The sequence below is a fragment of the Kitasatospora sp. NPDC004799 genome, from assembly GCF_040609095.1.
Taxonomy (GTDB): domain Bacteria; phylum Actinomycetota; class Actinomycetes; order Streptomycetales; family Streptomycetaceae; genus Kitasatospora.
On record NZ_JBEXJK010000272.1, the window covers coordinates 1 to 10,984 of the forward strand.

The window sequence follows — 10,984 nt, forward strand, 5'->3', positions numbered from 1 at the left end:
GGGCGAGCACCGGCACCTCGCCGCGGCTGATCCCGTCCGCGATCTCGCCGGTGCACAGCGCGGCGGCCAGGGTCAGCCGCAGCCGGCCGGGGCCGCGGCCGGCCCGGACCGCGGCGTCGGCCGCGTTCTGCGCCAACTCGACCACCAGGCGGTCCCGGTAGCCGCCGAGCGCCAGCTCCTCCTCGGCGTTGGCGTCCTCCCGGAACCGGGCCGGCGAGGCGGCCCAGGCGTCCAGCACCCGTCGGCGCAGCGCGGCGCTCCCGAAGGGGTCCGCGAGGTGCTCGTCCGTGCCGCTGCCGATGATCCGAGGTTCCACTGGACCTGCCGCCTTCCGCTGCCCTGGTTCGTCGTAGGCATTCTTCCCTGCCCCACCGACTGCTCCCGACCACGGGCGCCCGCTGCCTGTGCTGAGGCCGCTGTTCCGGTCGGCGAAGGGGAGGACACGTGGTCTCCGACGGTTCCTGGTACGTCCTGGTCGAGCGCGACCGGCGGGTCACCGAGGAGGGCGCCCACCGCTGGCAGCTGGCCTCGTCCCAGGAGGCCCCGCGGGGCCGGGAGCAGGCGGTCGCCCTGGCCGAGGAGGCGGCCCGGACGTACGTCCCCCGCGAGGGCTCGGAGCCGGACGGACCGCCGATGCGCCGGATCTTCAAGATGCCCGACGGCAGCTTCCTGGTCGAGCTCAGCCACCGCGGCTGGCGGCGCCACGTCCGGGTGTCGGTCGCCGAGCTGCTCCACAGCGGGCAGGACGCCCCGCCGGAGCCCCGGCCGCCGGCCCCGCCGCGGGACGCCGCCCGGCCCAGGCGCGGCCTGTTCGGCCGCCGCTGAGCCCGGGAACGCCGACGGCCCGCCCCGGTTCGTCACCGGGGCGGGCCGTGCGGGCCCGGGGGCTCAGGAGTGGCCGAGCTCCTCGGCCGGGGCGTCGGGTTCGACCGAGCCGGAGGCGCGGTCGGGGTGCAGCGGGAGCGGCTCGACCACCAGCTCGTCCAGGATCAGCTCGGACGGCGCCGGCGGGGCCGGGATGACGGCCGCCTCGGAGTGCCCGCCGCAGCCGTACGCGAAGGAGACGATCTGGCCGTCGGCCGGGCCGAACTCGTTGCCGCACACGCCGAAGGCCTGCCCGAGCGAGCCGCCGATCGGGACCAGGAAGCCGCAGCTCGCGCACGAGGCCGGGGCGGCCTGCGCCATCGCGGTCTGCGGGCCGTGGGTCTTCTCCCAGCGCTCGGCGGCCAGGTGCAGGCCCAGCCGGGAGAGCACCCGGCTGCGGCCCAGGCCCAGCTCCTCGGCGACGGCGTTGATCCGGGCGCGGGCCGGGGCGGGCTGGACGTGCGGGTCGGTGACGACCAGGTCCTCGTCGTCCACCAGGGCGACCGCGGAGTTCGGCGCGGGCTCGTCCTCGCCGGTCCAGCCGGGCTCCAGCCGCAGGTCGTCGGCGCCGGTGGGCAGCAGGTCGCCCGGGCCCATGTCGCCGGGGCGCAGCCGCTCGCTCCACGGCACCCACTCGGGGGCGAGGACCGCGTCGGGGCCGGGCAGCAGCACGACCTCGTCCAGGGTGACGTTCTTGGCGCGCGGCGCACGGGCGACGGTGACCGCCCAGTGCCAGCCGCGGTAGGCCGCGTCGAGGCACTCGAAGGTGTGGGTGACGACGCGGTCGGCGTCCGCCTGGACACCCAGGTGCGGGCCGACGGCCTCCGCACCGACGGCCTCCTCGGCGGCCTGGCGGGCGAGTTCGACGGCCTCGGCACAGAGCCGGTCGGGGGTACGGCTTCGCATCGCAGCACTCACGGCGTCGATTCTCTCCCAGTTCTTCTGTCGCCCACGGCGTGTTGCCTGTTCCGTCGCGGCTCGGTGTCCCTCGTCCATTCTGCGCGACCGGGGGCCCCCTCGGGTACCGGCCGCGCCGCTCGACCGGCCTGCCGGCGCCCCGGCGCCCCGCCGGGTCGACCCTGGGCAGGCTACCCGCCGGTCGGCACCCCGGCACAGTCCGGGGCGGACACGGCCGTTCCGGGGCCGCGCCGAGCGGAGCCCGGTCCCGCGTCGGCCCGGCGATTCTGGGGCAGGATGGGCTTGTGGCGGACCACGACCCGTCGCAGCACGCACTCCGCGCCCCGCAGGCCGGCAGCCCCGACCAGGCGGACGCCGTGCCGCGACAGCAGCCTCCGGTCCCCGGCCCGGGCGAACCGCGGCCGGCGGACGGCCCCGAGGCGCCCGGCGCGCCCGTGGACCTGTCCGAGGGCGCGGCCCCCGACGTCCCGGAGGCCCCGGACGGGGGCGCGGCCCCCGACGGCCTCCACCGGGCCGCCCGGAAGCCGGAAGGGCCCGCCGACCGCGCCGCGGAGGAACCGGACGGCGCGGGGGAACCGGACGGGGAGGAGGCCCCCGAGCCCCGCCGGCACTTCCTGATCCGCACCGCCTCCGCCGCCGGCTCCCGCACCGGCAAGGTGGTGCACGGCACCGGCCGGCGGATCCGCCGGGCCACCGCCGCCGAGGGCGCGGGCGAGTCCGGCCTCGCGAAGCTGATCGAGCTGCACGCGCTCAACTCCTTCGGCGACATGCTGATCACCATCGCCCTGGCCTCCACCATCTTCTTCTCGGTGCCCACCGGCGAGGCCCGCGGCCGGGTCGCGCTCTACCTGCTGATCACGATGGCCCCGTTCGCCCTGCTGGCCCCGGTGATCGGCCCGCTGCTGGACCGCCTGCCGCACGGCCGCCGGGCGGCCATGGCGATGGCCATGCTGGCCCGGGCGGTGCTGGCCTGGACGATGGCCGGGGTGATCGTCGGCGGCGGCATCGCGCTCTACCCGGAGGCGCTCGGCGTGCTGGTCGCGTCCAAGGCGTACGGCGTGGTCCGCAGCGTGGTGGTGCCCCGGCTGCTGCCGAGCCGGCTGTCCCTGGTGAAGGCGAACTCCCGGGTCACCCTGGCCGGGTTGCTGGCCACCGGCGTCGCGGCCGCGGTGGGCGGGCTGCTGCACCTGATCGGGCCCGGCTGGCCGCTGCGCGGCGCCTTCCTGGTGTTCGTGATCGGCACCCTGATGGCCTTCCACCTGCCGCCCGCGGTGGACTCGGCCAAGGGCGAGCAGCGCGCCGTCCTGCACGCCGAGGTGCACGGCGAGGGCTCGCACCTGATCCCCCACCGGCCGCCGCCGGTGAAGGCCTCGCTGCGCACGGTCGGCCCCTCGGTGATCCTGGCGCTGCGGGCGATGGCGGCGATGAAGTGGCTGGTCGGCTTCCTGGTGATGTTCCTGGCCTTCCTGCTGCGGGAGGAGCCGATCGGCGGGCTGCGGCCGACGGTGGCACTGGGCCTGGTGGCGCTGGCGGCCGGGACGGGCAACGCGCTGGGCTCGGTGCTCGGCTCCTGGCTGCGCACCCGGGGCCCGGAGGCGACGGTCGCCGCGATGCTGCTGCTGGCGACCTGCGTGACGGCGGCGGCCGCGCTCTGGTACGGCGTGGTGACGGTGATCCTGGTCGCCGGGATGGCCGGGATGGCGGCCTCGCTGGGCAAGCTGGCGCTGGACGCGCTGATCCAGCGGGACGTCCCGGAGGCCGTCCGGACCTCGGCGTTCGCCCGTTCGGAGACCCTGATGCAGCTGTCCTGGGTGGCCGGCGGCGCGGTCGGCATCCTGCTGCCGCTGAACGGGAAGCTGGGCCTGTCGGTCGCCGCCGGGGTGGTCGGCCTGGCGCTGCTGTGGACGCTCCGCTCGCTCGTCCGGGTGGGCCTGCGGCGGCACCCGACGGCGCCCCGGGTGGCCTGACCGGGGCGGGCGGCAACACGCGGTGCCGACCCCCGCGTCGCGTGATCGCCCGGGCCCGGTAGATTCTGATCCCATGAGCCTCAATTCCCGTGTCATCGCCGCCCTCGGCGCCGTGGTCGTGGTCGGCGCCGCCACGGTGGGCACCTCCGTCGCCATCGCCGCCGACCAGACCGAGCACAGCTCCCACCGGGCCACCCTCACGGTCGGCAACTCCTCGGTCGAGGCGGACCCGCTGTGCTGGAACGGCGGCAAGCCGATCACCGAGGAGCTCCAGCAGGCGTGCCAGGACAAGGCCACCGAGGCCCTCCAGAAGGGCACCCTGCCGACCAAGGACGTGGTGGGCAGCGACCGGGTCGGCGTCGGGGTCTCCCCGAACGTGGCCGAGACCGGCTGGTGGGCCTTCACCAACGGCGGCTCGACCGGCCAGGGCGGGCGCTTCAGCCTGTTCTCGTACGCCAAGGGCCCGACCTGGTCGGGTTCCCAGCAGGCGAACAAGGTGCTGAACGGTAGCGGCAAGACCCTGGTCACCGTGGTCGAGGGCGACAAGAACTCGGACAACCCGATCGCCGTCTGGTACTTCCAGCTGAACACCCAGGACAGCTGACGGTCCCGCGATGACCGCGCACGCCGGCACCGACGGCCACGACGAGCGGCCGGGCCCCGCACGGGCCCGGCTGCTCGTCGTCGTCGCGGTGGCCGCCGAGGCGGAGGCCGTGCTGCGCGGCCTGCCCGGCGGCACCGCCGCGCTGCCGCTGCCCGGCGGCACGCTGCACCGGGCCGAGCGGGTGCCGGTGGACGTGCTGGCCGCCGGGGTCGGCCCGGCCGCCGCCGCGGCCGGGGCCTCCGCCGCGCTGGCCGCCCGCCCGTACGCGCTGGCCGTCTCGGCCGGGATCGCCGGCGGGTTCGCCCCGCTCGCCCCGGTCGGCGCCACCGTGCTGGCCGACGCGATCGTGGCCGCGGACCTCGGCGCCGAGACCCCCGAGGGCTTCGCCGACGTCACCGAGCTGGGCTTCGGCACCGTCCGGCACACCCCGCCGCCGGCCGCCGTCGCGCTCGTCTCGACGGCGCTCGGCGCGGTGACCGGCCCGGTGCTGACCGTCTCCACCGTCACCGGCAGCGCCGAGCGGGCCGCCGAGCTGTCGGCCCGTCACCCGGGCGCCGCCGCCGAGGCGATGGAGGGCTTCGGCGTGGCCGAGGCCGCCGCCCGGTACGGCGTGCCGGCCCTCGAACTGCGCACCGTGTCCAATCCGGTGGGCCCGCGCGACCGGGCCGCCTGGCGGATCGGCGAGGCGCTGGCCGCGCTGGAGCGGGCCTTCGCCGCGCTGCCCGTCCACGACCTGGCCGCCGCCCACGAACCGATCGAGGAGGCCGGCCGTGGCTGAACGGCTGAGCATCGCGTACTCGCCCTGCCCGAACGACACCTTCGTCTTCCACGCCTGGGCGCACGGCCTGGTGCCCGGGGCGGACGCCCCCGAGGTGACCTTCGCCGACATCGACGTCACCAACGGCCGGGCCGAGCGCGGCGAGCTGGATGTGCTGAAGATCAGCTACGGCGCGCTGCCCTGGGTCCTGGAGGAGTACACCCTGCTGCCCTGCGGCGGCGCGCTGGGCCGCGGCTGCGGCCCGCTGGTGCTCACCCTGCCGGGTGTGGGCTCCCCCGCCGACCTGGCCGGGAAGACCGTCGCGGTGCCCTCCGAGCGCTCCACCGCCTACCTGCTGTTCCGGCTCTGGGCGGCCGGGGCGGTGCCGGGCGGCTTCGGCGAGATCGTCGTCCTGCCGTTCCACGAGATCATGCCCGCCGTCCGGGACGGCCGGGTGGACGCCGGCCTGGTGATCCACGAGGCCCGCTTCACGTACCAGCAGTACGGGCTGCACAGCCTGGCCGACATGGGCGAGGCCTGGGAGCGGGAGACCGGCCTGCCGATCCCGCTGGGCGCGATCGTCGCCAGGCGCTCGCTCGGCGCCGAGCGGCTGCGGGAGATCGCCGACGCGATCCGCGCCTCCGTCCGGCAGGCCTGGGCGGACCCGGCGGCGAGCCGCGAGTACGTGCTGGCGCACGCCCAGGAGATGGACCTGGACGTCGCCGAGCAGCACATCGGGCTGTACGTCACCGAGTTCACCGAGGACCTCGGCGAGGAGGGCTACGCGGCCGTCCGCGCGCTGCTCACCCGGGCCGCCGCGGAGGGGCTGGTGCCCCCGCTCGACCCGGGTGCGCTCGCGTTCTAGGGCGCGTCCGGCCGTCGGCGGCCCGGCCGACCCCGACCGTCGGCCCGGCCGGCCGTCAGACGTCGAACTGGTCGGCCACCGCGCGCAGCAGGCCGGCCAGCTTCTGGCCGGTCGGCTTGGCGGGGTAGCGCCCGCGCTGGAGGCCCGGCAGCACCGCGTCCAGCGTGGTGATCAGGTCCTGGACGATCGGCGCCATGTCGTCGGCGCTGCGGCGCTGGGCGGCGGCCACCGAGGGCAGCGCGTCCAGCAGCTGCACGGCCATCGCCTGGTCCCCGCGGTGGCCGGCGACCACGCCGAACTCGACCCGCTGGCCCGGCTTCAGCGACGTGACACCGTCGGGCAGCGCCTTGGTGTGGACGAAGACGTCGCCGCCGTCGTCGCGCGACAGGAAGCCGAAGCCCTTCGTCTCGTTGAACCACTTGACCTGGCCGGTGGGCATCTCGAACAGTCCTCGAATGGGTGTGAGGGATCCCGGCCCTGGCCGGGGATCACTGGGTGGTGGGAAAGGCGGCCGACCTCGGCTCGGCGCCCGTGGGCGCTCATGGTCGCACGCGATCAGGAGCAGACTAACGGTCCGTCACTGCCTCATCCGCGTTCCGCGAGGGAACCGCGTTCCGAGGCCCGTTCGGGGCGGCGGGAACGGGATCTCGCGGCCGCGGGCGACCCGGCACTGGCACGGCCGGGGCGCGGCTCCGCGCATTCCATCGGCTCACACCCCCGGGTCCGAGGACGCGGGGCGCACCTGTAGCGCCCCTCGGCACCCCGTGCATACCCCCGCTCAACAGGGATCAAAACGTTCAGCTGCCGGGAAACTGCGCAACGTGACCGGCCCGCTCCGGTGGAAGGCCCCGGCGGCCGCTCTGCCAGACTGGGGGCAGTCCCGACCGGCCCGGAGGAGTGAGCAGACGTGAGCAGCCAGAGCGCCGACCCCGGCGACGTGTACGTCAAGGCCGGGGCGATCGTCTTCGGTCTCGGCGCGCTCGCCACCCTGGTCACCTTCGTCCCGCTGTTCCTGCACCTGACGCCGCTGCCGACGGCCGCGTACTGGCTGAGCATGCTGATGCCGGCCGGCTTCCTGGCCGCGCTGACCGGGCTGCTGCGGAACGCGCGGGCCCAGCGCCGCCGGGTCGGGCCCGCCGGGTCCTGAGGCCGCGGCGGGCGGCCGGCCTCCCAGCGGTCGGCCAGGTGCCCGGCTCGGGCCTAGCCGGCGGCCAGGTGCCCGGCGAGCCAGTCGGGGAAGGCAGTGAGGTCGGTCAGCACCACGTCCGCGCCCGCCGCGCGCAGCTCCTCCGCGCCGTACGGGCCGGTGGGCACGCAGACCGCGACGGCGCCCGCGTGCCGGGCGCCCCGGATGTCGCCGAGGTGGTCGCCGACGTAGACGCTCGCGCCGTGCTCGCGCAGCGCCACGCCCTTGGTCTCCGCCCACAGGTCGCCGATCACGGTGTCCGCGGCCAGCCCGGCGTGCTCCAGGTGGAGGCGGGCGTTCGGCTCGTACTTGCCGGTGATCACCGCGACCCGGCCGCCGTGGGCGCGGACCGCCTCGACGGCGGCGTGCGCGCCGGGCAGGGCCACCGTCGGGGCGAAGGCGTAGTCGCGGTAGAGCTCGCGGTAGCGGTCGACGGCCCGTTCCACCTCGTCCGCCGGGAACCAGTTGCGGATCTCCTCCACCAGCGGCGGACCGAGCCGGGTGACCACCAGGTCGGCGTCGATCGGGGTGCCGGTCTCGGCGGAGAGCGCCAGGTAGGTGGCGCGGATACCCGGCCGGGTGTCCAGCAGCGTCATGTCGAGGTCGAAGCCGACGGTGAGCGGGGCGGGGGAGGTAGCGGGCATGCCGCCAGGCTACCCAACGGGTGCCACCGGCCACGAGGCGATTTGCCCGGGCTTCACGGCGGAACTTAGGTTTACCTGAGTTGTCTGCGGAGAGGGCCCATGACCGACACCAGCGCACCGCCCGGCACGCCCCGGGCGCCGTCCCGCGCACCGCGGCGCCGCATACCGTGGTTCGCCGCCGCACTGGCCGTGCTGGCCGCCGCGGTGCTGCTGAGCCTGGCGGTCGGCAGCCGGACCATCCCGTTCGGCGACACGCTCGACGCCCTGCTGCACGGCGGCGACACCGCCGACGCCGTGGTGGTCCGCGAGCTGCGGCTGCCGCGCACCGTCGTCGGACTGGCCGTCGGCGCGGCGCTCGGCCTGGCCGGGGCCGTCATGCAGGGCCTGACCCGCAACCCGATCGCCGACCCCGGCATCCTCGGCGTCTCCCAGGGCGCGGCGGCCGGCGTGGTGGTCGCCATCGCCGCCTTCGGCGTCTCCACCCTCACCGGGTACGTCTGGTTCGGCTTCGCCGGCGCGGTGATCGCCACCGTGCTGGTGTACGGGCTCGCCGGGCGCGGCCGGGGCGGGGCCACGCCGATCAAGCTGGCGCTGGCCGGCTCGGCGATGTCCGCCTTCATCGCCTCGCTCAACACCCTGGTGCTGACCACCGACGCGGCCACCATGGACCAGTTCCGCTTCTGGCACGTCGGCTCGCTCTCCGGGCGGACCTCGGACGTGGCCTGGCAGCTGCTGCCGTTCCTGGCCGTCGGCACGGTGCTGGTGGTCGCGGTGGCGCGCGGGCTGGACGCGCTGGCGCTCGGCGACGACACCGCGAAGGGACTGGGCGCCAGGACCGGCCTGGTCCGGGCGGTCGGCGCGCTCGGCGCGACCGTGCTGACCGGCTCGGCGGTGGCGGCGGCCGGGCCGATCGCCTTCGTCGGCCTCGCCGTCCCGCACGCGGCCCGCGCGGTGGCCGGTGCCGACCACCGCTGGATCCTCGCCTTCTCCGCCGTCCTCGGCCCGGCGCTGCTGCTGCTCGCCGACACCCTCGGCCGGGTGCTGTTCCCCCCGTCCGAGGTCCCGGCGGGCGTGATGACGGCCCTGGTCGGCGTCCCGGTGCTGGTGGCCCTGGTCCGCCGCCGGAAGGTGGTGGCGGCATGACTTCGGTGTCCCTGCGCGGCTACTCCGTGGTCCGGGCCGGGCGGGCGTCGTTCCTGGTGCACCGGCGCTCGGTGGCCGTCACCGCCGGGCTGCTGGCCGCGCTGGCGGCGACCGTGGTGGCTTCGCTCTGCCTGGGCGAGTCCACCGTCCCGCCGGGCGAGGTGGTCAAGGTGGTGCTCGGGCGGCCGAGCCCGCACGAGCTGGTGGTCGGCGAGTTCCGGCTGCCCCGGGTGGTGGTCGGGCTGCTGGTCGGCCTGGCGCTCGGGCTGGCCGGGGCGCTGATCCAGACCGTCGCCCGCAACCCGCTGGCCAGCCCGGACGTGGTGGGCGTGACCTGGGGCGCGACCGCGACCGTGGTCGGCCTGACGGCGTACGGCGTGGTCGGCTCGACCGGCCAGGCCCCGTACGCGGCGGTGGCCGGCGGCCTGGTGGCCGGGCTGCTGGTGTACGCGCTGGCCTGGCGGCGCGGCCTGCACGCGCAGCGCTTCGTGCTGATCGGCATCGGCATCAGCGTCGCGCTGTCCTCGCTGACCTCCGTCTTCCTCACCAAGGGCGACGGCTTCCAGGCCCAGGCCGCCAAGGTCTGGATGACCGGCAGCCTGAACGGCGCCGGCTACGAGCGGGCCGGGTGGCTCGCCTGGGTGCTGCTCGCCGCCCTGCCGGTCGCGCTGTGGGCCGCCCGCGCCCAGCGGTCGATCTCCTTCGACGACGCCACCGCCGTCGGCCTCGGCCTGCGCCTGGACCGGATCCGCCTCGGCATGGCGCTGCTGGGCATCGTGCTGGCCTCCTGCGCGGCCGGGGCCGCCGGGCCGGTGGACTTCGTCGCGCTGATGGCCCCGCAGATCGCGCTGCGGCTGGCCCGCTCGGCGCAGGTCCCGCTGTTCTGCTCGGCGCTGACCGGTGCGCTGGTGGTGGTCCTCGCCGACCTGATCGCCCGGCGGCTGCTGGCTCCGACGGAGCTGCCGGTCGGCGTGGTGACCGGCCTGGTCGGCGCGCCGTACCTGATGTGGCTGCTGATCCGTTCCCGCCGTGGAGGTTCCTGATGTCCGCACACCAGCCGTCCGGCCACCGCCTGGAGGCCCGGGGCCTCACCCTGGCCTACGAGGCGCGCACGGTCGTCGAGGGCCTGGACGTGGCCGTTCCGGACGGGCGGGTGACGGTGATCGTCGGCCCGAACGCGTGCGGCAAGTCGACCCTGCTGCGGGCCCTCGGCCGGCTACTGAAGCCGGTCCGGGGCGCGGTGCTGCTGGACGGCGAGGAGCTGGCGCGGATCCCGACCAAGCGGATCGCCCAGCGGCTCGGCCTGCTGCCGCAGTCGCCGACCGCCCCCGAGGGCATCTCGGTGGCGGACCTGGTCGCGCGCGGCCGCCAGCCGCACCAGAGCTGGTGGCAGCAGTGGTCGCCGGAGGACGAGGCGGCGGTCGCGGAGGCGCTGGAGCGCACCTCCACCACCGAGCTGGCCGAGCGGAGCATGGACGAGCTGTCCGGCGGCCAGCGCCAGCGCGCCTGGATCGCGATGGCGCTCGCCCAGGGCACCGACATCCTGCTGCTGGACGAGCCGACCACCTACCTGGACATCGCGCACCAGGTGGAGGTGCTGGACCTGGTCCGCCGACTGAACGTCGAGCGCGGCCGGACCGTCGTCGCGGTGCTGCACGACCTCAACCAGGCCGCCCGGTACGCGGACCACCTGGTGGCGATGCGGGACGGCCGGGTGGTGGCGCAGGGCGCGCCCGGGGAGGTGGTGACGGCCGAGCTGGTGCGGACGGTGTTCGGGCTGGACTCGGTGGTGGTGCCGGACCCGGTGACCGGCACCCCGCTGGTCGTGCCGGGCGCGCCGTGGGTGGCGCTCACCCCCGACGGCGCCGACACCACCGACGCCGGCGGCGCTCACGTTTAACGGCACTTCACCTGCCATTTCGGACATAATCGACGGCGCCCCCGACCCCGCTGCCCGCCTGGCCGCGGCTGGAATCCGCGATCGCCCCCGACCCGGAGATCGAGCGCCGGGTGGCGGAGATCCTGGCGCAGCTGAC

At 76.1% G+C, this 10,984-nt stretch carries 13 protein-coding genes; 9 read left to right on the plus strand and 4 right to left on the minus strand.

Annotation, left to right across the window (positions count from 1 at the left end):
* Positions 1–316 (minus strand): hypothetical protein (locus tag ABZW03_RS28090; protein WP_355263995.1); only part of this gene is annotated, 316 nt, incomplete at its 3' end.
* Positions 317–444: 128 nt separating this feature from the next.
* On the opposite strand from ABZW03_RS28090, the gene ABZW03_RS28095 reads away from it, so the two are divergent.
* Entirely contained in the window at positions 445–825 is a 381-nt protein-coding gene (locus ABZW03_RS28095) for a hypothetical protein (protein WP_355263998.1), read from the plus strand.
* A 63-nt stretch (positions 826–888) separates the two neighbouring features.
* Here the strand turns inward: ABZW03_RS28095 and ABZW03_RS28100 are convergent, their stop codons facing one another.
* A complete protein-coding gene (locus ABZW03_RS28100; RefSeq protein WP_355264025.1) occupies positions 889–1,770 on the minus strand; it encodes a DUF3027 domain-containing protein in 882 nt (293 codons plus the stop codon).
* Positions 1,771–2,438: 668 nt separating this feature from the next.
* Between ABZW03_RS28100 and ABZW03_RS28105 the strand changes: the two genes are divergently transcribed.
* From ABZW03_RS28105 to ABZW03_RS28120, 4 genes are all read left to right on the plus strand, one after another.
* Entirely contained in the window at positions 2,439–3,749 is a 1,311-nt protein-coding gene (locus ABZW03_RS28105) for an MFS transporter (RefSeq protein WP_355264028.1), read from the plus strand.
* 73 nt (positions 3,750–3,822) lie between these two features.
* Positions 3,823–4,353, plus strand: coding sequence for a hypothetical protein (locus ABZW03_RS28110; RefSeq protein WP_355264001.1), 531 nt, complete (start codon positions 3,823–3,825; stop codon positions 4,351–4,353).
* A 10-nt stretch (positions 4,354–4,363) separates the two neighbouring features.
* Positions 4,364–5,131: a futalosine hydrolase gene (locus ABZW03_RS28115; protein ID WP_355264004.1), complete on the plus strand. Its 768-nt coding sequence runs from the start codon at positions 4,364–4,366 to the stop codon at positions 5,129–5,131.
* Positions 5,124–5,975: a 1,4-dihydroxy-6-naphthoate synthase gene (locus ABZW03_RS28120; RefSeq protein WP_355264007.1), complete on the plus strand. Its 852-nt coding sequence runs from the start codon at positions 5,124–5,126 to the stop codon at positions 5,973–5,975. The genes ABZW03_RS28115 and ABZW03_RS28120 overlap by 8 nt, the downstream gene beginning before the upstream one ends.
* A gap of 55 nt (positions 5,976–6,030) precedes the next feature.
* Here the strand turns inward: ABZW03_RS28120 and ABZW03_RS28125 are convergent, their stop codons facing one another.
* Positions 6,031–6,414 carry a cold-shock protein gene (locus ABZW03_RS28125; protein ID WP_188300873.1) on the minus strand — a complete coding sequence of 128 codons (384 nt, stop codon included), beginning with the start codon at positions 6,412–6,414 and terminating at the stop codon, positions 6,031–6,033.
* Positions 6,415–6,882: 468 nt separating this feature from the next.
* Here ABZW03_RS28125 and ABZW03_RS28130 point away from each other — a divergent pair, with 468 nt between their 5' ends.
* Positions 6,883–7,122, plus strand: coding sequence for a hypothetical protein (locus tag ABZW03_RS28130; protein WP_355264010.1), 240 nt, complete (start codon positions 6,883–6,885; stop codon positions 7,120–7,122).
* A 53-nt stretch (positions 7,123–7,175) separates the two neighbouring features.
* Here ABZW03_RS28130 and ABZW03_RS28135 read toward each other — a convergent pair whose 3' ends face one another.
* Positions 7,176–7,805 carry an HAD family hydrolase gene (locus ABZW03_RS28135; protein ID WP_355264013.1) on the minus strand — a complete coding sequence of 210 codons (630 nt, stop codon included), beginning with the start codon at positions 7,803–7,805 and terminating at the stop codon, positions 7,176–7,178.
* A gap of 99 nt (positions 7,806–7,904) precedes the next feature.
* Between ABZW03_RS28135 and ABZW03_RS28140 the strand changes: the two genes are divergently transcribed.
* Genes ABZW03_RS28140 through ABZW03_RS28150 form a run of 3 tightly spaced genes read left to right on the plus strand, consistent with a single transcriptional unit; the run spans position 7,905 to position 10,848 of the window.
* A complete protein-coding gene (locus tag ABZW03_RS28140; protein WP_355264016.1) occupies positions 7,905–8,948 on the plus strand; it encodes an iron ABC transporter permease in 1,044 nt (347 codons plus the stop codon).
* On the plus strand, positions 8,945–9,991 hold the full coding sequence (locus ABZW03_RS28145) for an iron ABC transporter permease (protein ID WP_355264019.1): 1,047 nt from the start codon (positions 8,945–8,947) through the stop codon (positions 9,989–9,991). The genes ABZW03_RS28140 and ABZW03_RS28145 overlap by 4 nt, the downstream gene beginning before the upstream one ends.
* On the plus strand, positions 9,991–10,848 hold the full coding sequence (locus ABZW03_RS28150) for an ABC transporter ATP-binding protein (RefSeq protein WP_355264022.1): 858 nt from the start codon (positions 9,991–9,993) through the stop codon (positions 10,846–10,848). Before ABZW03_RS28145 ends, ABZW03_RS28150 begins: the two co-directional genes overlap by 1 nt.
* Positions 10,849–10,984: the final 136 nt, after the last annotated feature.

Bases quoted from the DNA above. Each gene is read 5' to 3' on its own strand.
- ABZW03_RS28100 (WP_355264025.1), bottom strand. From the start codon at position 1,770: ATGCGAAGCCGTACCCCCGACCGGCTCTGTGCCGAGGCCGTCGAACTC.
- ABZW03_RS28110 (WP_355264001.1), top strand. From the start codon at position 3,823: ATGAGCCTCAATTCCCGTGTCATCGCCGCCCTCGGCGCCGTGGTCGTG.
- ABZW03_RS28115 (WP_355264004.1), top strand. From the start codon at position 4,364: ATGACCGCGCACGCCGGCACCGACGGCCACGACGAGCGGCCGGGCCCC.
- ABZW03_RS28125 (WP_188300873.1), bottom strand. From the start codon at position 6,414: ATGCCCACCGGCCAGGTCAAGTGGTTCAACGAGACGAAGGGCTTCGGC.
- ABZW03_RS28135 (WP_355264013.1), bottom strand. From the start codon at position 7,805: ATGCCCGCTACCTCCCCCGCCCCGCTCACCGTCGGCTTCGACCTCGAC.
- ABZW03_RS28140 (WP_355264016.1), top strand. From the start codon at position 7,905: ATGACCGACACCAGCGCACCGCCCGGCACGCCCCGGGCGCCGTCCCGC.
- ABZW03_RS28145 (WP_355264019.1), top strand. From the start codon at position 8,945: ATGACTTCGGTGTCCCTGCGCGGCTACTCCGTGGTCCGGGCCGGGCGG.
- ABZW03_RS28150 (WP_355264022.1), top strand. From the start codon at position 9,991: ATGTCCGCACACCAGCCGTCCGGCCACCGCCTGGAGGCCCGGGGCCTC.